The following is a 21111-nucleotide window of genomic DNA, read 5'->3' as shown; positions in this document are numbered from 1 at the left end:
GTCCGGCTCCTCGGTTCGGCTGGATCAGTGGTCGATGGCGCAGGCGCCGGCGGGGGCGCTGATGCAGGTCTGGACGAGGACGCCGTCGCCGACGTCCTCCGCGGTGGTGATCTCCCCGTTGCGCAGGTCGCGGACCGCGCCCTCGCGCAGGGGGAGCACGCAGCCGTAGCAGATGCCCATCCGGCAGCCGCTCGGCATGAGGACGCCGGCCTCCTCGGCGGCGTCGAGGATGGGGGTCGCGCCGTCGGCCTCGACGCTCGCGCCGTTCCTGGTGAAGGTGACGGTGCCGCCCTCGCCGGTGACGGCGATCCGCGGCCGGAAGCGCTCGGTGTAGAGCCGGTCGGCGATGCCGACCGAGGCCCAGTGCTCCTCCAGCGCCTCGAGCATGCCGACGGGGCCGCAGGCCCAGGTGGCGCGCTCGTGCAGGTCGGGCACCAGTTCGGCGATCGACCGCGCGTCGAGCATGCCGGCGCTGTCGGTGTGCTGCTCGATGAGCCGGATCCGGCCCTCGGCGGCCATCTGCCGCAGCTCGTCGCCGAAGACGACGTCGTCGGCGGTGGGCGCCGAGTGGACCAACACGGTGTCGGCCAGGGAGTCGGCGTGGTTGCGCAGGATGCCCATGACCGGCGTGATGCCGGACCCGGCGGTGACGAACAGCGCCTTGGCCGGCACCTGCTCGGGCAGGCAGAACTCCCCGGTGGCCTGGTCGAGCTGGACGATCGTGCCCGGCTGCACGCGGTGCACCAGGTAGTTGCTGACCTTGCCGTCGGGGATGGCCTTCACCGTGATGGTGAAGCAGCCGTCGGCCCGGCCGAGGACCGAGGTGATCGAGTAGGCGCGCCACTGGCGGACCCCGTCGATGTCGACGCCGATGCGGACGTACTGGCCGGGCGTGTGCGGCAGCCAGTCGCGGCCGGGGCGGATCACGATGCTCGCCGCGTCCCGGGTCTCCCGCTGCACGGCCTCGATCCGACCGCGCAGAGCCGCACCCGAGCGGAGCGGGTCGAACAGGTCGAGGTAGTCGACCGGCAGCAGCGGGGTGGTCACCAGCTCGGCGAGCCTGAACACCCGGTCGCGCAGCGCGCTCCGCGTCGGCGGGCGAGCCGCAGCGGGGCGAGGGGCGGTTGCTGTCATGTACTCAGCTTTCCCAGTCCGAGCACCAGATACCTGTGCTCCGGATGTGAATCCAGCGGTAGCTTCTGTTCCGGCTGAACAAAGGAGACCCGATGTCCCCGGACCCGGCACCGTTCCCGGAGACCGTCGCGGAGGCGATGCGCGCCGAGCTGACGGCTGTCGCCGAGCGGGCGGTGGAGGAGATCATCGTGGGCGTCCCCAGCTACGCGGACGCGTTCGCCGGCCCGATGGGTCGCAAGATCTCCGCCGCCGTCGAGATGGCGTTGCGGGGCTTCCTGCAGGTCGCCGCCGCCGGGGGCAACGTGGACGCCGGCACCCCCGGGGGCCCGGTCGTCGAGGCCGCGTACGCCCTGGGCCGCGGTGAGGCGCGCAGCGGCCGCTCGATGGACGCGCTGCTGGCCGCCTACCGGGTGGGTGCGCGGGTGTCGTGGCGGGACATGAGCGCCACCGCCGTCCGCACGGGAATGGACCCCGAGTCGCTCGCCCGGTTCGCCGAGCTGGTGTTCGCCTACATCGACCGGCTCTCCGCGGCGAGCGTCGCCGGGCACGCCGACGAGCTGGCCTCCAGCGGGCGCGCGCGCCAGCGCCTGCTCGAGCGGCTGGCGCGCGGGCTGCTGACCGGCAGTCCGCACACGGAGCTCACCGAGCTGGCGCAGCGGGCCGACTGGACACCGCCGCGCACGCTGACCGTCGCGCTGCTCCCCGAGGGGCGGGTCCGCGGCGCGATGGTCTCCCTCGATCCGCGCACCCTCGTCGCGACCGAGGACCTGCCCGGGCTGGACCCGGCCGGGGAGACCGCGGTGCTGCTCGTGCCGGACGCCGACGGCGCCCGACGCGGCGCCCTGCTGCGCGGCCTGGCGGGCCGCCGGGCCGTGGTCGGGCCGGCGCGCCCGTGGTGGAGCGCGCAGGCGTCCTACGGCCGCGCGGTGCGTGCCCTGCGGCTGGGCATGGCCGGGGCGGAGGACGGGCCCGTGGACACCGATGCCCGGCTGGCCGAGCTGCTGCTGCGCGCCGACGAGGAGGCGCTGGCGGATCTGCGGGCCCGGGTCCTGGCCCCGCTGGAGGCGGTGGGCGAGGCCGCGCGGGAGAAGCTCACCGAGACGCTGCGCTGCTGGCTGCTGCACCACGGCCGGCGCGACCAGGTCGCCGCGGCGCTGTTCGTGCACCCGCAGACGGTCCGCTACCGGATGACGCAGCTACGTCAGCTCTACGGGCGCGGCCTGGAGGACCCGCAGACGGTGCTGGAGCTGACGATCGCGCTCGGTATCCCGCTGGCACCACCAGCGGGTGGGGCGCCGTCCCGCGGGCCCGGTGGGCCCGGGTGACCCTCCCGCCGGGCGCGGCCCGGCTGGTCGACGAGGTGGGGACGGCGATCGGCGCCGCATGGGACGTCGGCGTTCCACTGGTGCGCGCACGCACGGGGCTGGCCGGCCCCCTGGACGTCCCGGGGCTCGCGATCGGTGCGGTCGCCGCGCAGCTGCTCGCCGCCCGTGACGTCGGCGAGGTGGCGGAACGACCGCTCCACCTCGACGCGGGGCACGTGGCCGCATCCTTCGCCGGCGAACGGCACGTGAGGTTTCACGGGAAACCAGCCGGCGGCGGGTTCGCCCCGCTGTCCCGCTTCTGGCGGACCGCCGACGGCTGGGTCCGGCTCCACGGCAACTACCCGCAGCACCGCGCTGCCGCGACGGCGGTGCTGGGTGAGGACATGGCGTCCGCCGCGCTCCGGTGGCGTGCCGAGGAGCTGGAGACGGCGGTGGTCGAGGCAGGTGGGGCGGCGGCGGCCGTCCGCAGCGAAGCCGTCTGGGCGGCGCACCCCCAGGCGGCGGCGGTGCGCGAGCAGCCCCTCGTCGCGGTGACCCACGTCGCCGAGCATCCGGGGCGCTGCGTCGCGCTGCGCGGGATGCGCGTGCTCGACCTGACGCGGGTCATCGCCGGCCCGGTGGCCACCCGGGCGCTCGCGGCGCACGGAGCCGACGTCCTGCGGGTCGACTCCCCGCAGGCGCCCGACGACCTCGGTCTGCTGCGCGACACCGGCGCGGGGAAGCGGCACGTGCTGCTCGACCTGGCCGACCGGCACGACCGCACCCGGGTGGAGGAACTGGTCGCCGGAGCCGACGTCGTCGTCCAGGGCTACCGGCCGGGGGCGCTCGACGGCCACGGCCTCGATCCCGGGTCACTGGCCGAGCGGCACCCGCACCTCGTCGTGGCCCGGCTGTCGTCGTGGGGCACGCGCGGCCCGTGGGGGAGCCGCCGGGGCTTCGACTCGCTGGTCCAGGCGGCGACCGGCATCGCGACGGCATACGGCGAGGGCGACGTGCCGGGCGCGCTGCCGGTGCAGGCGCTCGACCACGCGACCGGCCACCTGGCCGCAGCCGCCGTCCTGGGGCTGCTCGGCCGCCAGCGCACCGAGGGCGGCGGCTGGTGCGCGGACCTCTCGCTCGCCGCGACGGCCCACTGGCTGCTGGACGCCCGCCCCGGGGACGAGCGGCCGGGACCCCCGATCGATCCCGGGCCATGGTTGGTCGAGCTGCCGTCGCCGGCCGGGCCCGTCACGGTCGTCGCCCCGCCGGGGCGTCCTCCGTGGACGACGGGAGCGCTGCTGCCGCCGAGCACCCGGCCTCAGTGGCTGCCCCGCTGACACCGTCCGACCCGTGGGACGAGCGGCACGACGGCGCCCGGGCGGCTGCTCAGGCGGGACGCAGCACGGCCACCAGGAAGTCGGAGTCGGGGGTGAACGGCCGCAGGTCCCACGTGGACAGCAGCAGGTCCGGCTCCCAACCCGCCGCACGGGCGTCGGCGAGGAAGTCGTCGAACGCGTAGCCGCGGCCCGCGCCGAAGCCGATGACGGCCCGGCCGTCCGGCGCGATGTGGGCGCGCAGCCGGCGCAGCACCGCGCCGCGGGTGGACGGCGCGAGGAACGCCATCACGTTCCCGGCGCTCACGATGGCGTCGAAGGGCTCGTCGATGCCCTGCTGCGCGGGGAGGTCCAGCTCGGCGAGGTCGCCGACCAGCCACCGCGGACCCGGGTGGTCCTCCTCGGCCGCGGCGATCAGCACCGGGTCGACGTCGACGCCCACCACCTGGTGTCCAACCTCGTGCAGGTGGGCGCCGACCCGTCCGGGGCCGCAGCCTGCGTCCAGGACCCGCGATCCGCGCGGCAGCATCGCGTCCACGAGCCGCGCCTCCCCCACCAGGTCCATCCCCTGCTCCGCGAGGGTGCGGAACCGCTGGACGTACGCGGCGGAGTGCTCGGGGTCCTCCTGGGTCATGCGGGTCCAGGCGCTGGGTTCGGGACGACCGGTCATGGAGCCGTTCTACACGGGCGCCGGCCGCACCCGGAGCGCGCCGCCCGTCGCGGTCAGCCGGGTGCCCTCCAGTCGGGTGGCTCGGCGGGGTGCAGTGCCGGGTCGTCGGCGGCCAGCGTGCGCACCGGGCCCGGCGGCGTCAACGGGCCCTCGAACCGCACCGTCACCCGGCCCAGCCCGCGGCCCCACACCCAGCCGGCCCCCAGCTCCTCGTGCCGCACGTCCTGCCCCGGCCACCAGCGCTTCTCGACCGGCAGCTCCGGCTCCGCGGCCGCCTCCGGCTCGGGCGCCGGGGCCTCGTCGGGCGCGTCGTCCTCGGTCGCGAACAGGTCGCCCTGCGCGTAGAGGGACAGCCCCGACACACCCACCCCGAGCAGGCGCAGGCCCCCACCGGTCCCCGCCTCGGTGAGCAGGCGGCGGGCCGTGGCGGCGATCAGCCGGGCGTCGTCGGTGGGCTGGGCCAGGGTCTGGGACCGGGTGATCGTGGTGAAGTCGTACCGGCGCAGCTTGAGGGTCACGGTGCGGCCGGAGTGCGCCGAGGCGCGCAACCGGCTGCCGACCCGCGCCGCCATCGAGTCGATCTCCCGATTCAGCACGGCGAGGTCGGTGAGGTCGCGCTCGAACGTCTCCTCGTGCGACACCGATTTCACCCCCCGGTCGGGGACGACGGCGCGGTCGTCCTCGGCGCGGGCCAGGGCGTGCAAGCCGGCGCCGTGGGCGCGGCCGGCGAGCGCCACGAGGTCGGGCAGCGACTTGGCGGCCAGGTCGCCGACCGTGCGCACGCCGACCTGGTGCAGCCGCTCCGCCGTCGCCGGGCCGACGCCACCGAGCCGCGTGACCGGCAGCGGGTGCAGGAGGTCGAGCTCGCCGCCCGGCGGGACGACGACGAGGCCGTCGGGCTTCTGCAGGTCCGAGCCGATCTTCGCCATCAGCTTCGAGCTGCCCACGCCGACCGACCCGGTGACGCCCCCCGTGGCAACGGCGATGCGCTCCTTGAGCCCCCTGGCTAGTTCCGTCACACCGGAAACGGAGAGGTCGTGCCCGGGCCCGGCGGCGAGGTCGACGTACGCCTCGTCGATCGAGACGGGTTCCACCAACGGGGAGAGCTCGCGGAGCAGGTCCATGACGACGTCGGAGGTGCGGCGGTAGGCGGGGAACCGGCCACCGAGGAACGCCGTCCCCGGAGGGCACCGCCGGCGCGCCTCCGCGGTGGACATCGCCGACCGCGCCCCGTACGCCCGGGCCTCGTAGGAGGCGGTGGCGACGACGCCGCGACCGCCGACGCCACCGACCACGACCGGCCGGCCGCGCAGCGAGGGCTTGTCGCGCTGTTCGACGGCGGCGAAGAAGGCGTCGAGGTCCAGGTGCAGGATGCTCGCCTCCCGCCTCATGCCCCCGATGATCGCCCGCCCCGCGCAGGCGGGGGTCGCCGGGCTCCCCCGGGCGAGCGACTTCCTTGCCCGGGCGGTCACGGAACTGCCAGGCTCCCCGACGACGACACGCGGAGGGAGCTGGCTGGACACGACGACGGTGACGTTCCTCGTCGTCGGCGCGCTCGGCCTCGTCGTGCTGCTGCTGGCGACGGTCGTGGGGGAGATCGGCGACCTCGGCGGCGACGTCGACGGTCCCTTCTCGGTCCCGGCCATCGCCGCACTGCTGGGCGGCATCGGTTTCGGCGGCGCCGCCGCGACCGCGCTGCTGCCCGCCGGGCTCCCGACCGGCGTCACCGCCCTGTTCGCCGCCGTGGCCGGGCTGGTGGTCGCCCTGCCCCTGGCCTGGGGCGCGGTGCGCCTGTCCCGGGCGCTGCGCGACATGCCGACGCAGGAGACGCTGACCCGCCACCACCTCGCCGGGGCGCAGGGCGTCGTCGTCTCGGCCGTCCCCGCCGGCGGCTTCGGCGAGGTCCGGCTGGCGCTGGCCGGCCAGCCCCTCAAGTTCTCCGCCCGCAGCGACACCTCGCTGCCGGCCGGCACCCCCGTCTACGTCGTCGAGGCACTCAGCGAGACCGCCGTCCAGGTCGTCTCCACCGCGACGGACCCCCTCACCGAGCCCGGAGGCACCCACCCGTGACGCTGCTCTACGCGATCGGCGGCATCGTCGCCCTGATCATCCTGCTCGTCCTGCTGGTGCTGTCCCGGATCAAGGTGGCCGGCCCCAACCAGGCGTTCATCGTCACCGGGCGCCAGGGTCGCCAGGTCACCGACACCAGCGGCGTCGTCTCCCGCGACCAGTCCGGCCAGAAGGTCGTGATGGGCGCGAGCGTCTTCGTGCTCCCGGTCGTGCAGAAGCTGCACACGATGGACCTCTCCAGCCGCCGGATCCCGGTCGGTATCCGCGGTGCGGTCAGCAAGCAGGGCGTGAAGTGCGACCTCGAGGGCGTCGCCATCGTGAAGGTCGGCGGCACCGAGAGCTCGATCCGCGCGGCCGCCCAGCGCTTCCTCAACCAGCAGGAGGGCATCGACACCTTCACGTCGGAGGTGCTCGCCGGTGCGCTGCGCTCGATCGTCGGCCGGCTGACCATCGAGGAGATCATCCGCGACCGGGCCGCCTTCGCCTCCGCCGTCGCCGAAGAGGCCGAGTCCTCGCTCACCGGCCAGGGTCTCGTCCTGGACACCTTCCAGCTGCAGGACATCCAGGCGGAGGGGTCCTACCTGGCCGACCTGGGCCGCCCGGAGGCCGCCCGGGTGCTCAAGGAGGCGAGCATCGCCGAGGCGCGCGCCCGGCAGGCCGCGCAGCAGGAGCAGTTGCTGGCCGACGAGGCGATCGCGATCGCCCAGCGCCAGCTGGCGCTCAAGCAGGCGGAGATCACCGCCGAGACCGACGCCGCGAAGGCCCGCGCGGCGGCCGCCGGGCCGCTGGCGCAGGCCGCGCAGGACCAGGCGGTCCTCATGGAGCAGGAGAAGGTCGCCGAGCGGACGGCGGCGCTGACCGAGCGCCAGCTCGACACCCAGGTCCGCCGCCCGGCCGACGCCGAGCGCTACCGGGTCGAGCAGGAGGCCGAGGGGCGCAAGAACTCCGCCATCCTCACCGCCGAGGCGGAGCGCCAGGCCACCATCGCCGCCGCCCAGGCGGAAGCGATCGAGGGCGCCAAGCGCGGTGAGGCCGAGAAGCAGCGCCGCCAGGCGATCGCCGACGCCGTCGAGCGCGAGGGCGCCGCCGAGGCGGCCGCGATCCTCGCCCGCGGTCAGGCCGAGGCCGAGGCGCTCGACGCGCGCTCCGACGCCTTCGCCAAGTACGGCGAGGCGGCGATCCTGGAGATGCTGGTCAAGGTTCTGCCCGAGGTCGTGGGTGCGGCGGCCGCCCCGCTGTCCAGTGTGGAGAAGATGACCGTCATCTCAGCCGACGGGGCGGGCTCGCTGGGGAAGTCGGTCGCGGCGAACGTCGCCCAGGGGCTGCAGCTGTCCGGTGACCTCACCGGCATCGACGTGGCGGCGCTGCTGCGCCGGCTCAGCGGCTCGGCGGCGCAGGGCGGCGTGACCACCGTGCCGATCTCGTCGGACGGGGACGGCGCCTCCCGGGGCTGACGCCGATCAGATCGCGACGGCCCACGCCTCGCCGGCGTGGGCCGCGCGCCAGAACTCCAGCTCGTACCGGGTGGCGATGGCGAACGCGGTGAGCATGGCGGCCTCCTGGTCGGGCGCGGTGCGCGCCGCGGCGTCGGTCAGCCGTCGGGCGGCGGCCGCGGCCTCCTGGAACGGGGCGGCGTCGTAGGTGGCCACCCACCGGCGGTACGGGTGGTCGGCGGCGGCCCGCGCGGCGGGGGCCAGCCGGGCGCCGACGTCGGCGTACACCCAGTAGCAGGGGAGGACGGCCGCGGCGGCGACGGGGTACGGCGCGGTCGCCGCCGTCGCCACGAGGTAGGAGCTGTACGCCAGGCAGGTCGGCGACGGCTCCGGCGGGGCGCCGGCCTCCCCTAGCAGCTCCGAGCCGAGCAGGTCGGCGTGCAGCTGCGTCTCCACGACCGCGCAGTTCTGCGCCGAGCCGGCCCAGAACGCGGCCGCCTCCGGGTCCGGGGCGCGGGCCGCAAGCAGCGCCAGCGCGCGGGCGTAGCCGCCCAGGTACAGGGTGTCCTGCTCCAGGTAGTGGCGGAACGTCTCGGGTGCCAGGGTGCCGGCGGCCAGCTCGGCGAGGAAGGGCAGCTCGTCGATCGCCCGGCGGAGGTCGGCGGTCGCCGCCCAGGCCCGGTCGCCGAACCCGCTCACGCGGGCCAGATCCCGGCGAAGTGGTGCACCGGGCCGTGGCCGGACCCGATCCCCAGCGCGCCGCCCCCGGCCAGGGCCCGCTGCAGGTAGTCGCGGGCGGGCTCCACCAGGGCTGCCCAGTCCGGGGGCGCACCGGCGCGGGCCGCCAGCGCGGTCAACGCCGACGAGAGGGTGCAGCCGGTCCCGTGCGTCGCCGTCGTGGTCACCCGGGGGCGGCGGGTCTCCGTCGTCCCGGCGGACGTGGCCAGCACGTCGACGCTGTCGGGGCCGCCGAGGTGGCCGCCCTTCAGCAGCACCGCGCCGGGCCCGAGGTCGAGCAGTGCCCGCGCCTGCTCGTGCAGCCCGTCCACGTCGGTGGCCGGCTCGCCGTCGAGCAGCGCGGCGGCTTCGGGCACGTTCGGGGTGATCAGGTCCGCGAGCGGCAGCAGCTCGGTGCGGACGGCGGCCACCGCGTCGTCGTCGATGAGCCGGTGCCCGCTGGTCGCCACCATCACCGGGTCGCAGACGACCGGGCCGGGGCGCCGCTCGGCCAGCACGCCCGCCACCGCCCGCACCACGTCGGCGCTGCCCAGCATGCCGAGCTTGGTGGCGTGCACGTCGACGTCGTCGAGCAGGGTGTGCAGCTGCTGGGCGACGAAGGCGGCGGGCACCGGGTGGACCCCGGTGACTCCCCGGGTGTTCTGCGCGGTGAGCGCGGTGAGCACCGCCGTGCCGTACGCGCCGAGCGCGCTGAAGGTCTTCAGGTCGGCCTGGATGCCCGCTCCGCCGCTGGGGTCGCTGCCCGCCACGGTGAGCGCCGTGGGCGTCATCGCGCACCCACCGGGGCGAGCTCGGCACGGAGCGCCGCGGCCGCAGCGCGTGGGTCGGGGGCGGCGCAGACCGCGGAGACCACGCAGACGCCGTCCACCCCGGTGGCGGCCACGGCGGCGGCCCGGGCGGCGTCGATGCCGCCGATCGCCACGGCCGGCAACCCGCCCGCGTGTGCCGCGCCCGTCAGCTCCCGCACCGCGTCGAGGCCCAGCCCGGGGCCCGCCTCCGGCTTCGTCGGCGTCGCCCACACCGGGCTCAGGCCCACGTGGTCGACGGTGCCCGACGGCAGCCGCAGGGCGGCGGTCAGGTCGGCGGTGCTCTCCACGGAGAGGCCGAGCAGCCGGTCGGGTCCGAGCGCCGCCCGCACCTCGGCCGCCGGCAGGTCCTCCTGCCCGATGTGCACGCCGGAGGCGCCGGCCAGCAGGGCGACGTCGAGGGCGTCGTTCACCAGCACGGCCACGTCCGGCCGGTCGGCGAGCGCGGCCTGCACCGAGCGGGTCAGCGCCAGCAGGTCCCGGCGGGAGGCGTGCTTGTCGCGCACCTGGACGGCGGTGACCCCACCGGCCACCGCCGCGCGGACCACGTCGGCCACCGACCGTGGCCGGCACAGCTCCGTGTCGGTGACCAGGTAGAGCGTCGGGTCGAACGGCGGTCGCATCAGGCGCTCCGCACGTCCGCGCCCGCGAGGTCGTCGGGGCCGACGGCGTCCAGGGCGTCGAGCCAGGCGGGCGCGAACGTGCCAGGCCCCGTGGCGGTCTCGGCGGCCCGCTCCGCGGCGAGCGCGACGTGCGCGTGCCCCGCCACCGCACCGGTCAGGGCGTCGCCGGTCGCGGCGACGTAGGCCGCCACCAGGGCGCCGAGCGCGCACCCGGCACCCGTGGTGCGGGTCAGCAGCGGTGAGCCGCCGCCCACCCGGATGGTCCGCGCGCCGTCGGTGATCAGGTCCACCGCGCCGCTGACGGCCACCACACCCCCGGTGCGTGCCGCGAGCTGTGCGGCGGCGGTCGCTGCGTCATCGGCGCCGGCGGTGCTGTCGACCCCGCGGCCGCCGGCGCCGGCGCCGGCCAGCGCCATGACCTCCGAGGCGTTGCCGCGCACCACGGCCGGCGAGAGCTCGACCAGCTCGCCGGCGAGCGCCGTGCGGTAGGCCAGCGGACCCACGGCCACCGGGTCGAGCACCCAGGGGGTGCCCGCCGCGCCGGCCGAGCGGGCGGCCAGCCGCATCGCCGCGGCGGTGCGCTGGTGCACGGTGCCCACGTTGACCAGGACGGCGGAGGCGACGGCGGCGAAGTCCTCGGCCTCCTCCGGGGCGTCGACCATCGCCGGCGCCGCGCCGACGGCCAGCAGGGCATTGGCGGTGAGCGTCTGCACCACCGTGTTGGTCAGGCAGTGGACGAGCGGTGCGTTCTCGCGCAGCGCCGCGCGGGCGGCGCGCAGGTCGACGACTTCCACAGCATCGGACATGCCGGTGACATCCCTTCGCCAGTGCGAACTGGAGCAGGTTCGGCGGGTGTGTTCTCAGTCCCGGGCGGGACACCCCGTGCCACGTACGGGCTCGAACCTAGCGCAGCGGGCCGGGGGCCGTCACCGCCGACCTCGTCGACGGACGGGCGGGTGCCCTACGGTCGGCCCGTGGACCACCACCTGGCCCAGGTCAACGTCTCCCGCCTGCTCGCCCCGCTCGACAGCCCCGTGCTGGCCGACTTCATGGCCGCCCTGGACGAGGTCAACGCCGAGGCCGACCGGGCGCCCGGCTTCGTCTGGCGGCTGCAGACCGAGGACGGCAACGCCACCTCGGTGCAGGCGTTCGGCTGGGACGCCGCCGGCAGCCACGGCGTGATCGTGAACCTCACCGTCTGGCGGGACGTCGAGTCGCTGGCCGCCTACGTCTTCGGCGGGCGGCACGTGCAGATCATGCGGCGGCGCCGGGAGTGGTTCTCCCGCGCCGCCGAGGCGACGACCGCGCTGTGGTGGATCCCGGCGGGCACCCTGCCGACCACCGACGACGCGGAGGCGCGCATCCGGCACCTGCGAGCGCACGGCCCGACCCCCGAGGCGTTCACCTTCCGCACGCACTTCCCGCCGCTGGAGGGAGCCGTGGCGCCGTCGTCGGACGACTGGCTCTGCCCGGCATGAGGCTGCTGCTCACCTCCGCCGGCCTCTGCGACCCGACGCTGGTCGCGGCGACGGAGGAGCTGGCCGGACGCCCGCTGAGCGGGCTGCGGGCCGCCGTCGTCCCCACGGCGGCCAACGTCATCGCGGGCGACAAGGGCTGGCTGATCGCCGACTTCGTGAACCTGCAGCGCGCCGGGTTCGCCGAGGTCGACATCGTCGACGTCTCGGCGCTGGAGGCCGAGGTGTGGGAGCCGCGACTGGAGGCGGCCGACGTCCTGGTGCTCACCGGTGGGGACACCACGCACCTGCTGCGGTGGCTGCGCCGCTCGGGGCTGGCCGACCGGCTGCCCGATCTGCTCGGTGAGCGGCTGCTGATCGGGATCAGCGCCGGCAGCATGGTGCTCGGGCCGCACCTCGCGCTGAGCCAGTCGGAGCAGCCGCGACCGGAGGACACCGTGGGCCTGGGCCTGGTCGACGTCCTGGTCGTGCCGCACCTGGGCTCGCCGTACTTCCCGAATGCGTCGGAGGAGGCCCTCCGGGAAGCGGCGCGCGACCTGGGGCACCGCGTGTTCGGGCTGGCGGACGGCACCGCGCTGGCCGTCGACGGCGACCGCGTGGTGGTCGTCGGCGCGGGCCCGCACCTGGAGCTCGAGCCGGCCGCGCCGCGATGAGCGCAGCCGCCACGGAGCCCGCCCGCGCGGTGCGTCGCGGTCTGCCGGATCGGGTCGGCGGTGGTCGCTTGCCCGCTCGACGGTCGCCCGCCACGCTGGGCGGATGGTGCAGAGCGGAACGAGCGTGGGCACGGTGGTCCGGTGGGACGGCGACGAGGGTGGCGGCCTCGTCGAGTCGCCGGACCTCCCCGGCCACTGCTGGGTCGAGGTGGGAGCGCTGCATCCCAGCGCCCGTGGCTCCCTTCGCGCGGGGCAGATCGTGGAGGTCTCCTGGACCGAGACGGGCGTCGGCGACCATCCCGTCCGGGCCGACCTGGTGACGCCTCGCGACGACCTGCAGGCCACGCCGGGAGCCTGAGCCCGGTGGAGCTCAGGCCTCGGTGAGGGCGGTGCTGGGCAGCCAGTCGGCGTCGAGCAGCTCGGCGATCTCCCGCAGCGCCGAGGTGTCCGCCCCGGCCGTGGAGCCGCTGACCGCCAGCCGCTCGACCATCACCCGGGCCACCTGCTCCTCGACCGTGTCGGCCGCGAACGCCACCCGCCACGGAGAGGCCTTCCCGTCGCGGTGGGTGCGCCCGGTGACCTGCCGGGCCTGGATGCCGGAGAACCGCGGCTGGTGGAACAACCCCACGCGGGGCGCCTCCGACGCCGTCGCCCCGTCGGGCAGCAGCTCGCCGGCGTGCAGGCTGATCGACGCGGTCACCGTGAAAACGCACACCGCCGCGTCGCCGCGCTGGAACCGCAGCCGCTCGGCCTCGACGTCGAAGCGGTCGCGCCCGTAGACGCCGGCCACCGGGATGCCGGCGTCCAGCAGCGCCTCGCGGATCGGATCGGCCGCCGTCTCCACGAACTCGACCGAGACCGCGACCTGCCGCTCCGCCTCCACCTGCGCCTTGATCCAGTCGACCGTCGCCTGCACGCGGATCAGCCCGGCCTTCTGCCGGAACCGCAGCAGGGCCGCGCGGCCGCGGGCGGACTGCCGGCCGCGCCGGGCCAGTTGCATCTCTGCGCGGAACTCCGACCACTCGGCCTCGTACTGCGCCCGCTCGGCCGGGCTGAGCAGCACCGGCGTCCCCGTCACCGACACCGGTCCCCACGGGGCCGGGCGGTGCAGCGTCGCCGGTGGATCGGCGTCGGCGAGCCAGGACTGCAACCGGGCGAGGTCGGCCCGGCGCTCGTCGGCGTCCTCGGTCCACTGCCAGCCGTAGCGGCCACGTTCCACGTGGAACGTGTGCCGCTCGAGCGCCTTCGGCAGGTCGGCCCAGTCCTTGATCGACTCCTCGTGCCGGGCGGCGAACTCCGGCGCCAGGTAGGGCAGCTCCAGGGGGGTGTGCGCCGGCGTCGCGGTCGCGGCCAGGACGTACGGGGTGTCCTTGACCCGCGCGGCGCCGGAGACGGCCTTCCAGTGCTTCCACCGCTGCGTCGTCGTGTGCCGCACCATGTGCGCCTCGTCGGCGACGACGACGTCGAAGCGCAGCTTCGCCACCTTGCCCAGCCGGTCCCAGGTGGTCACGCACCAGCGCAGGCCACCGTCGCCGAAGCCGGCGATCGAGCGCGCCCAGTGCGGGATGGTGATGGCGGCCGGCCGGTCGGCGATGACCAGCACGGTGCGGACGTCGCGCTGCTCGGCGATCGCTTTGACCGCCAGGATCGCGGTTCCGGTCTTGCCGACGCCGGGATCGTCACCGAGGAGGAAGACCCTGCCCCCGGCGGCCGCATGGGCCGCCACCACGTCGGCGCCGTCGCACTGCTGGTCCCGTGGCGTGAGCGGCCGGGCCTCGGGAAGGGGGCGGGGCGCCTCGTTGAGCTCGTCCTCGAGGAAACGCTCGAGGCTGTAGGGCGGCGGGTCGTAGGGCGCGAGCTCGGGCGGCAGTGACCGGCCCACCCACACGTGCGCCTGCAGGCCCGGGTGCCAGACCGCTCCCGGCGCGGGCGCGCGGAACGGCACGGCCAGCACCCACACCCTCTCCTCCGGGCCCGCGCTGGGCAGCTCGGGCGCGGCCTTCTTCGGCGTGGGCTTCCGCGCTGCCGGCTTCCGTGGCGCGGCCTTCCTCGTGGTCCCCGTCGACCGTCGAGTGCTGGTCGCGCTCCGGCGTCGTCCTGGCATCTGCTCCCCCTCGTGGACCTCCCGGCACGGTAGAGGCGGGAAGCGACGCCGCCCCGCAGGAGCCGAGCGCGCCGCCGTCGGATCGTCGTGGACGTGTCGTCCCCGGATGGCGACCCCGCCACGTCGACGGCGGGTGCCTCGCGCTGGACGGCGACACCGGCGAGACGGAGGTGGTGCTGGACTGAGCGGGGCGCGGCGCCGGGCGTCTGGTGGAATCGCCGGGTGACGTTGAACCCCGAGGAGGCCCTCGCCGCCCGGACGCTGGGCGAGGCGGGACCGCGCGTCGTCTTCGTGCACGGGCTCTTCGGCCAGGGGAAGAACTGGACGACGATCGCCAGGGGGCTGGCCGACGACCACCGGGTGACCCTGCTCGACCTGCCCAACCACGGTCACTCGCCGTGGACCGAGCGTGTCGACTACGTGGACATGGCCGAGATGGTCGCCGCCGAGCTGGAGTCCTTCGGCGAGCCGGCCACCCTCGTCGGTCACTCCATGGGCGGCAAGGTCGCGATGCAGCTGGCGCTGCGCCGGCCGGAGCTGCTGCGCGCACTCGTGGTCGTCGACATCGCCCCGGTCGAGTACCCGCTGCAGGGTGGGCGGACCGAGGACCCCGACGAGGAGGCCTCGCCGTTCGCGGCCTTCATCGCCGCGATGCGGGCGATCGACCTGGGTGCGCTGGAGTCCCGTTCGGACGCCGAGGCCGCCCTCCGCACCGCCGTGCCCAGCCGGATGGTGCGCAGCTTCCTGCTGCAGAGCCTCGGCCGGGAGGAGTCGGGGGACGGCTGGCAGTGGCGGCTGAACCTGGAGTTGCTCGAGCGAGACCTCGGCGAGCTGCGCGGCTTCCCCGATCCCCCGCCCGGTGCCGTGTTCGACGGGCCGGTGCTGTGGATCGCGGGGGCGAACTCCCACTACGTGCTCCCCGAGGACCGGCCGCACATGGACGCGCTCTTCCCGTCGACCCGGCTGGTGCGGATCAAGAACGCCGGCCACTGGGTGCACTCGGAGCAGCCCGAGGTCTTCCTGGAGACCCTCCGCCGGTTCCTGGCGGCCGTCGAGTGACCGTCGCCCGGTCACTGGCGCTCTTCGCCCTCGCGGCGCTCGCCGAGATCGGCGGCGCCTGGCTGGTGTGGCAGGGGGTCCGGGAGCACCGCGGCTGGGCCTGGATCGGCGCCGGCGTCATCGCCCTCGGGCTGTACGGGTTCGCCGCCACGCTGCAGCCGGACGCGAACTTCGGCCGGATCCTGGCCGCCTACGGCGGTGTCTTCGTCGCGGGGTCGCTGGCCTGGGGCATGGTCGTCGACGGCTTCCGGCCGGACCGGTACGACGTCGCCGGCGCGCTGATCTGCCTCGTCGGCGTCGCGGTGATCATGTACGCCCCGCGCGGGGTGTGAGCCGGTCGGCGTCGCCGCAGCGGTCACGGCCCGGCGCGGCTCAGGACCTCCGTGCCGTCGGACCGGTAGGTGCGCCAGCGGCCGGTGCCGGGATCTCGTCGAATCGTGAACCCGCCCTCGTGGCAGGACGTGTGGTGCCGCTCGCAGAGCAGGGCGCCGTTGTCGCAGCTCGTCGGCCCGCCGTGTGCCCAGTGCACGACGTGGTGGACGTTGAGCTCGGGCGGGGCGTCGCAGCCGGCGAACGGAAGGACCCCTCCGCCCCCCACCGCTCGCACGCTCGGCGGGGCCCTGCGGAGGGGCCGACGGCCGACGTCCAGCGGGAGCCCGTCCGGACCGGTGATGATCCGCGCCACGCTCGCGTCGCAGGCCAGCCGCCGCGCCGTCTCCGGGTTGATCGGTCCTGCCCAGCCCAGCGAACCGCCCGCGACACCAGGGGCGCCGCGCTCGGCGCACAGCGCGAACCAGTCGATCGTCACGCGCACGTGCGGCCGCTCGCCGCGCACATCGGGGAGCGAGCCCCCGTCCAGGGCTCCGCGGGCCAGCACGACCAGCGCGTCGGCCTGCCGCTCGGCGTGCGAGCGCAGGTCGCCCGCCGGGCGGTCGCCGTTCATGAGGGCGCCGAGGGCGGTGTGCAGGTACTCACCGCCGGCGGCATCCAGTTCGCCCCGCAGGTGCACCCGGCCGTCGAGCCCGGACGCCATGGTGAACCGGCGGCGCACGTCGGCGGCGTCGTCCAAGGTCCCGTCGGGGTCCACTCCGGCGACCCACTCCTTCACGCCCCGCGCGGTCTCGTGCGGGGCTGTGGCCCGGGCCAGGTCGGCCAGGATGCCGTCGGTCTCGCCGAGGTCGATACCGATCTCGGCGGCCTTGGCGATCCGGCCGGGCGTCATGGCCTTCGTGATGACCCGTGCGTGCGCGGCACTGATCGCCCCGGCGGCGAAGGCCGCCGCTGTTTCCGGGAGCTGCTCGAGCCGCCGGCCGGTGGAGACCGTCGCGGTGGCCTGCTCGGGCGCCATGCGGCAGCTGCCCCGCAGCCAGGCCTTCATGGAGACGGCGCCGTCGCGGCGGTAGGCATCCCGGCGGTCGGCCGCCCGCACCGCGGTGGTGAGCGCGGCGGCCACCCGGTTCGCGGTGGTGCTCAGCTCGCCCACGAGCTCGAGCAGGGCGTCGTCCGACAGCTCGCCGAGGTCGACGGCGGCCAGCTCGTCGAGGGCGGAGCGCAGCTCGGACACGTGCCGCCTCCCTCCCGCGAGACCTCGACCGACACCCCGACACTAGGGCCGGGGTACGACAGAATCCGCAGGTCAGAGGGATGTAGCTTGGTTCTTCACCCTGACGCTCCTCGGGTTCGCGGCCGCCGGCTCCTGAGCTCCCTGGGGTGCCGCGCCGGCGGCCTTGGAGTCCCGCGCTCGTCGCTGCGATCCTGGCCGGGTGCGGCAGGAGTCGGTGGTGCACCGCCCGCACCCGGCGCTGCGCCGGTACGTCGCGGCGGCCCTGGGCTACCGGCACGAGGGGTTCCCGCCCGGCGAGCACCTGGGCCTGCCCTCCCCCTGGCTGACCGTCGTCCTCACCCTGGAGGACCCGCTGGAGATGGCCGCCCACCCCGACCCCGCCCAGTCCCCCGGCCGGTTCGACGCGCTCGTCGGCGGCCTGCACACCCGTCCGGCGCGGATCGTGCACCCCGGTCGGCAGGCCGGCATCCAGCTCTCGCTCACGCCGCTGGGGGCGCGCGCCCTGCTGGGCCTGCCCGCCGGCGAGCTGGCGTCGCTGGACGTGCCGCTGACCGACCTGCTGGGCCCGGCCGGCACCGAGCTGGTGGACGGGCTGCGGACCGCCGCGGGGTGGCCCGCACGGTTCGCCGCGCTGGACGCGGCGCTGCTGCGCCGACTCCGGGACGTCGACGGCGTCCCGGCGGAGGTCGCGGAGGCCTGGCGGCTGACGACGGCGGCCGGGGGGCGGCTGCGGGTGTCCCAGCTGGCCGCCCGGGTCGGCTGGTCCACCCGGCACCTCGAGCAGCGGTTCCGCGCCGAGACGGGTCTCGGGCCCAAGGAGGCCGCCCGGGTCGTGCGCTTCGACCGGGCCCGGCGGGCGCTGGCGGCGCGGGTGGCCACCGGTGGTGCGCCGGACCTCGCCGCCCTCGCCGCCGGCACCGGCTTCGCCGACCAGGCGCACCTCACGAGGGAGTGGCGGGCGTTCGCCGGTCTGCCGCCCACCCGCTGGCTGGCGGCGGAGTTCGGATACGTACAAGACACCGCCGCGCTCGCCACGGCACTGTCGTCGCCATGACGACGACGCAGCAGACCGACCAGCAGCAGACCACGCCGGCCCCCGTGGTCTGGCCGGCCTTCCGGGCCCGGGACGCCCGCGGGCTCATCCGGTTCCTCGTGGACGTCCTCGGCTTCGAGGAGACCGCCGTGTACGGCGAGGGCGACCGGGTCGACCACGCCCAGCTCGACTGGCCCGAGGGCGGCGGGGTCATGCTCGGCTCCGTCCGGGACGACGGCGGCCAGTGGCCGGTGGAGGCGACCGGCTGCTACGTCGTCACGGACGACCCGGACGCCGTGCACGCCCGGGCCGTCGCCGCCGGCGCGGAGGTCGTGCGGGCGCCGTACACCACCGACTACGGCTCCCGGGACGTCACCATCCGCGATCCCGAGGGCAACGTCTGGCAGTTCGGCACCTACCGCGGCGAGCCGCGCCGGTCGCGCTGACCGGAGCGCACATCTCGCGCGGGCCCGTCGGGCAGGCCAAGATCAACCACATGAGCGACGCCCGCGCCGGACAGCCCGCCCAGCCCGCCGACCTGATCGACGTCGCCTCGCTGGTCAGCGCGTACTACACCGTCGAGCCGGACCCGGCCGAGCCCACGCAGCAGGTCGCGTTCGGCACCTCGGGCCACCGCGGCTCGGCGTTCGACGCGGCGTTCAACGAGGCGCACATCCTCGCCACGACGCAGGCCATCTGCGAGTACCGCGCCGAGCAGGGGTACGACGGGCCGCTCTTCCTCGGCCGGGACACCCACGCGCTCTCCGAGCCGGCCTGGGCGACGGCGCTGGAGGTCCTGGTGGCCAACGACGTCACCGTTCTGGTCGACGCCGGCGAGCGCTACACCCCCACCCCGGCGATCAGCCACGCGATCCTGCGGGCCAACCAGGGGAAGCGGACGGGGCTCGCGGACGGCATCGTCGTCACCCCGTCGCACAACCCGCCGCGCGACGGCGGCTTCAAGTACAACCCGCCCTCCGGTGGGCCCGCCGACACCGACGCCACGGGGTGGATCGCCGGGCGGGCCAACGACCTGCTGCGGGCCGGGCTCTCCGGCGTCCGCCGGGTACCGGTGGAGCAGGCGCGCGGGGCGGCGCAGGCCTACGACTTCCTGGGCACCTACGTCGACGACCTGCCGCAGGTCATCGACCTCGACGCGATCCGCGACGCGGGCGTGCGCATCGGCGCCGACCCCCTCGGTGGTGCCAGCGTCGACTACTGGGCGGCCATCGCCGAGCGCCACCGGCTCGACCTCACCGTGGTCAACCCGCTGGTCGACCCGACGTGGCGGTTCATGACGCTGGACTGGGACGGCAAGATCCGGATGGACTGCTCCTCCCCCGCGGCGATGGCCTCGCTGGTCGACCGCCGGAACGAGTTCCAGATCGCCACCGGCAACGACGCCGACGCCGACCGGCACGGCATCGTCACCCCCGACGCCGGGCTGATGAACCCCAACCACTTCCTCGCCGTCGCGATCGCCTACCTGCTCAGCCACCGGCCCGGGTGGGCCAAGGACGTCGCCGTCGGCAAGACGCTGGTGTCCAGCTCGCTGATCGACCGGGTCGTCGCCGACCTGGACCGAAAGCTGGTCGAGGTCCCGGTCGGCTTCAAGTGGTTCGTGCCGGGGCTGCTGGACGGGTCGGTCGGCTTCGGTGGCGAGGAGTCCGCCGGCGCCTCGTTCCTGCGCCGGGACGGCGGTGTCTGGACGACGGACAAGGACGGCCTCCTGCTCGCGCTGCTGGCCGCCGAGATCCAGGCCGTGACGGGCCGGTCCCCCTCGAAGCTGCACAAGCAGCTCACCGACCACTTCGGCGAGTCCGCCTACGCCCGGATCGACGCGCCGGCGACCCGCGCGGAGAAGGCGGCGCTGGGCAAGCTCTCCCCCGAGGACGTCGCCGCCACCGAGCTGGCCGGGGAGCCGATCACCGCGAAGCTCACCCGCGCCCCCGGCAACGACGCCCCGATCGGCGGGCTGAAGGTGACCACGGAGAACGCCTGGTTCGCCGCCCGCCCCTCGGGGACCGAGGACGTCTACAAGATCTACGCCGAGTCCTTCCGCGGGCCGGAGCACCTCGCGCAGGTGCAGGAGGAGGCGCGCGCCGTCGTCGCCACCGCGCTCGGCAGCTGACGCCTCCGCCGCGGTCAGCGGGCGAGCAACCCGCCCACGGCCATGGCGGCGAGCATCAGGAACGGGAGGCCGAACAGGACGACGCCCGCCCACCGCGGGAGCGGCACCATCTCGGCACCGGTCCGCGGGTCGACGACCTTGTCCCCGGAGGCGTCGTGCCGGACGATCCGGGCGACGCAGGCGGCGAGCACGAGCGCGGCGACCACGCAGACGGCCCACGCGGGCAGGTCGAGCACGGAGGTCTCCCCGGCACCGAGGGCCCACAGGGAGTCGGCGAGGAGGAAGCAGGCCAGCCCGATGGACGCCGCCGTTCCCAGGTCCCGCCAGGTCAGCCCCCGCAGCGTGTCCCGCCAGCCGCGGCTGGGGGCGGCCCCGAGCACGTCGGCGACCCGGTCGGCGTACTCCGTGGCCGGGCCGAACGCCTCCCGCGGGTGCTCCCCGGTCTCGGCGACGTGGCTCTGCACCTCCGCGAGCACCTCGCCGATCCGGGCACCGGGGACGTCGCGCATCCGCAGGCGCAGCAGGAGGGCGTCGTGCCAGGCCTGCTCGCTGCTGTTCAGGACCTTCCCCATGGTGGGCTCCTCAGGCGGGGACGGACGGGGACGAGAGCAGGCCGGCGGCCCGCTCGGTGAACGTGCGCCACTGGTCGGCGCGCTCGCGCAGCGCCTGCTCGCCGGCGGTGGTCAGGGTGAAGAATTTGCGGCCCGGCCCGCCGTCGCCGGCCTCCCAGGACGAGGAGACCAGCCCCTCGGTCTCCAGCCGGGTCAGGATCGGGTACAGCGTGCCGCCCTTCACCGAACCGAGGCCGGCCTCGGCCAGCCGGGCGGCGATCGCGTAGCCGTACGTCGGGCCGTCGGCCACCACGCGGAGCACGCACAGCGAGAGCACGCCGCGCATCCACTCCCCGGGCCAGCGGTCCTCCGTCACGGGCTAGACAGTACGGCTGACTAGTCAGGCGCACAACCTACTGAGAGGCCCGT

Annotated in this window: 23 protein-coding genes and 1 riboswitch; of the genes, 12 read left to right on the top strand and 11 right to left on the bottom strand. The window is 75.6% G+C overall.

Features of this window, described 5'->3' with window-relative positions; all coding sequences use genetic code 11:
- Positions 1-24 precede the first annotated feature (24 nt).
- Positions 25-1134 (bottom strand): ferredoxin reductase, encoded by a 1110-nt coding sequence (locus ACI8AG_RS03860; protein ID WP_456595989.1) that lies wholly within the window; start codon positions 1132-1134, stop codon positions 25-27.
- Positions 1135-1226: 92 nt separating this feature from the next.
- Between ACI8AG_RS03860 and ACI8AG_RS03855 the strand changes: the two genes are divergently transcribed.
- On the top strand, positions 1227-2459 hold the full coding sequence (locus ACI8AG_RS03855) for a PucR family transcriptional regulator (protein WP_456589623.1): 1233 nt from the start codon (positions 1227-1229) through the stop codon (positions 2457-2459).
- The gene (locus ACI8AG_RS03850; protein WP_456595988.1) at positions 2456-3775 is read left to right on the top strand and encodes a CoA transferase; all 1320 of its coding nucleotides are present in this window, start codon (positions 2456-2458) and stop codon (positions 3773-3775) included. Before ACI8AG_RS03855 ends, ACI8AG_RS03850 begins: the two co-directional genes overlap by 4 nt.
- 49 nt (positions 3776-3824) lie before the next feature.
- Here the strand turns inward: ACI8AG_RS03850 and ACI8AG_RS03845 are convergent, their stop codons facing one another.
- Both ACI8AG_RS03845 and ACI8AG_RS03840 read right to left on the bottom strand, forming a co-directional pair.
- Positions 3825-4442, bottom strand: coding sequence for a class I SAM-dependent methyltransferase (locus ACI8AG_RS03845; protein ID WP_456589625.1), 618 nt, complete (start codon positions 4440-4442; stop codon positions 3825-3827).
- A 53-nt stretch (positions 4443-4495) separates the two neighbouring features.
- On the bottom strand, positions 4496-5833 hold the full coding sequence (locus ACI8AG_RS03840) for a DNA polymerase IV (RefSeq protein ID WP_456595987.1): 1338 nt from the start codon (positions 5831-5833) through the stop codon (positions 4496-4498).
- Here ACI8AG_RS03840 and ACI8AG_RS03835 point away from each other — a divergent pair.
- Positions 5814-6512, top strand: coding sequence for an NfeD family protein (locus ACI8AG_RS03835; RefSeq protein ID WP_456595986.1), 699 nt, complete (start codon positions 5814-5816; stop codon positions 6510-6512). The genes ACI8AG_RS03840 and ACI8AG_RS03835 overlap by 20 nt on opposite strands.
- A complete protein-coding gene (locus ACI8AG_RS03830) occupies positions 6509-7966 on the top strand; it encodes a flotillin family protein (protein WP_456595985.1) in 1458 nt (485 codons plus the stop codon). The genes ACI8AG_RS03835 and ACI8AG_RS03830 overlap by 4 nt, the downstream gene beginning before the upstream one ends.
- Before the next feature lie 6 nt (positions 7967-7972).
- Here ACI8AG_RS03830 and ACI8AG_RS03825 read toward each other — a convergent pair whose 3' ends face one another.
- The 4 genes from ACI8AG_RS03825 to thiM form a co-directional block, all read right to left on the bottom strand.
- Positions 7973-8644 (bottom strand): TenA family protein, encoded by a 672-nt coding sequence (locus ACI8AG_RS03825; protein ID WP_456595984.1) that lies wholly within the window; start codon positions 8642-8644, stop codon positions 7973-7975.
- A complete protein-coding gene (gene thiD / locus ACI8AG_RS03820; protein ID WP_456595983.1) occupies positions 8641-9453 on the bottom strand; it encodes a bifunctional hydroxymethylpyrimidine kinase/phosphomethylpyrimidine kinase in 813 nt (270 codons plus the stop codon). The genes ACI8AG_RS03825 and thiD overlap by 4 nt, the downstream gene beginning before the upstream one ends.
- The gene (thiE, locus tag ACI8AG_RS03815) at positions 9450-10112 is read right to left on the bottom strand and encodes a thiamine phosphate synthase (RefSeq protein WP_456595982.1); all 663 of its coding nucleotides are present in this window, start codon (positions 10110-10112) and stop codon (positions 9450-9452) included. Before thiE ends, thiD begins: the two co-directional genes overlap by 4 nt.
- A complete protein-coding gene (gene thiM, locus ACI8AG_RS03810) occupies positions 10112-10918 on the bottom strand; it encodes a hydroxyethylthiazole kinase (protein ID WP_456595981.1) in 807 nt (268 codons plus the stop codon). Before thiM ends, thiE begins: the two co-directional genes overlap by 1 nt.
- A riboswitch (TPP riboswitch) is annotated at positions 10912-11005 on the bottom strand. It overlaps the preceding gene by 7 nt.
- Positions 11006-11086: 81 nt before the next feature.
- On the opposite strand from thiM, the gene ACI8AG_RS03805 reads away from it, so the two are divergent.
- From ACI8AG_RS03805 to ACI8AG_RS03795, 3 genes are all read left to right on the top strand, one after another.
- Complete coding sequence (locus ACI8AG_RS03805; RefSeq protein ID WP_456589633.1) at positions 11087-11590, top strand: DUF3291 domain-containing protein; 504 nt, start codon at positions 11087-11089, stop codon at positions 11588-11590.
- Positions 11587-12240, top strand: coding sequence for a Type 1 glutamine amidotransferase-like domain-containing protein (locus tag ACI8AG_RS03800; protein ID WP_456595980.1), 654 nt, complete (start codon positions 11587-11589; stop codon positions 12238-12240). The genes ACI8AG_RS03805 and ACI8AG_RS03800 overlap by 4 nt, the downstream gene beginning before the upstream one ends.
- Positions 12241-12343: 103 nt before the next feature.
- The gene (locus tag ACI8AG_RS03795; protein ID WP_456595979.1) at positions 12344-12598 is read left to right on the top strand and encodes a hypothetical protein; all 255 of its coding nucleotides are present in this window, start codon (positions 12344-12346) and stop codon (positions 12596-12598) included.
- 12 nt (positions 12599-12610) lie between these two features.
- Here ACI8AG_RS03795 and ACI8AG_RS03790 read toward each other — a convergent pair whose 3' ends face one another.
- Entirely contained in the window at positions 12611-14194 is a 1584-nt protein-coding gene (locus tag ACI8AG_RS03790; protein WP_456595978.1) for a helicase, read from the bottom strand.
- A 372-nt stretch (positions 14195-14566) separates the two neighbouring features.
- Between ACI8AG_RS03790 and ACI8AG_RS03785 the strand changes: the two genes are divergently transcribed.
- Positions 14567-15403 (top strand): alpha/beta fold hydrolase, encoded by an 837-nt coding sequence (locus ACI8AG_RS03785; protein ID WP_456595977.1) that lies wholly within the window; start codon positions 14567-14569, stop codon positions 15401-15403.
- Entirely contained in the window at positions 15400-15735 is a 336-nt protein-coding gene (locus ACI8AG_RS03780; RefSeq protein WP_456595976.1) for a YnfA family protein, read from the top strand. The genes ACI8AG_RS03785 and ACI8AG_RS03780 overlap by 4 nt, the downstream gene beginning before the upstream one ends.
- A gap of 23 nt (positions 15736-15758) precedes the next feature.
- Here the strand turns inward: ACI8AG_RS03780 and ACI8AG_RS03775 are convergent, their stop codons facing one another.
- Entirely contained in the window at positions 15759-16967 is a 1209-nt protein-coding gene (locus ACI8AG_RS03775) for a DUF222 domain-containing protein (RefSeq protein WP_456595975.1), read from the bottom strand.
- Positions 16968-17166: 199 nt separating this feature from the next.
- Here ACI8AG_RS03775 and ACI8AG_RS03770 point away from each other — a divergent pair, with 199 nt between their 5' ends.
- The 3 genes from ACI8AG_RS03770 to pgm are packed head-to-tail and all read left to right on the top strand — an operon-like array spanning position 17167 to position 20131.
- Positions 17167-18021 carry a helix-turn-helix domain-containing protein gene (locus ACI8AG_RS03770; RefSeq protein ID WP_456595974.1) on the top strand — a complete coding sequence of 285 codons (855 nt, stop codon included), beginning with the start codon at positions 17167-17169 and terminating at the stop codon, positions 18019-18021.
- Positions 18018-18446: a VOC family protein gene (locus ACI8AG_RS03765; RefSeq protein ID WP_456595973.1), complete on the top strand. Its 429-nt coding sequence runs from the start codon at positions 18018-18020 to the stop codon at positions 18444-18446. The genes ACI8AG_RS03770 and ACI8AG_RS03765 overlap by 4 nt, the downstream gene beginning before the upstream one ends.
- Before the next feature lie 50 nt (positions 18447-18496).
- The gene (pgm, locus tag ACI8AG_RS03760) at positions 18497-20131 is read left to right on the top strand and encodes a phosphoglucomutase (alpha-D-glucose-1,6-bisphosphate-dependent) (RefSeq protein WP_456595972.1); all 1635 of its coding nucleotides are present in this window, start codon (positions 18497-18499) and stop codon (positions 20129-20131) included.
- Positions 20132-20145: 14 nt separating this feature from the next.
- Here the strand turns inward: pgm and ACI8AG_RS03755 are convergent, their stop codons facing one another.
- Together ACI8AG_RS03755 and ACI8AG_RS03750 are read right to left on the bottom strand one after the other, a co-directional pair.
- The gene (locus ACI8AG_RS03755) at positions 20146-20703 is read right to left on the bottom strand and encodes a hypothetical protein (RefSeq protein WP_456595971.1); all 558 of its coding nucleotides are present in this window, start codon (positions 20701-20703) and stop codon (positions 20146-20148) included.
- A 10-nt stretch (positions 20704-20713) separates the two neighbouring features.
- Positions 20714-21058, bottom strand: coding sequence for a PadR family transcriptional regulator (locus ACI8AG_RS03750; RefSeq protein ID WP_456595970.1), 345 nt, complete (start codon positions 21056-21058; stop codon positions 20714-20716).
- Between the last annotated feature and the right edge of the window lie 53 nt (positions 21059-21111).

The sequence above is a fragment of the Blastococcus sp. SYSU DS0552 genome (genome assembly GCF_054050815.1).
Note: the sequence above shows the minus strand (reverse complement) of the source record. Positions and strands in the feature narration are given on the sequence as shown.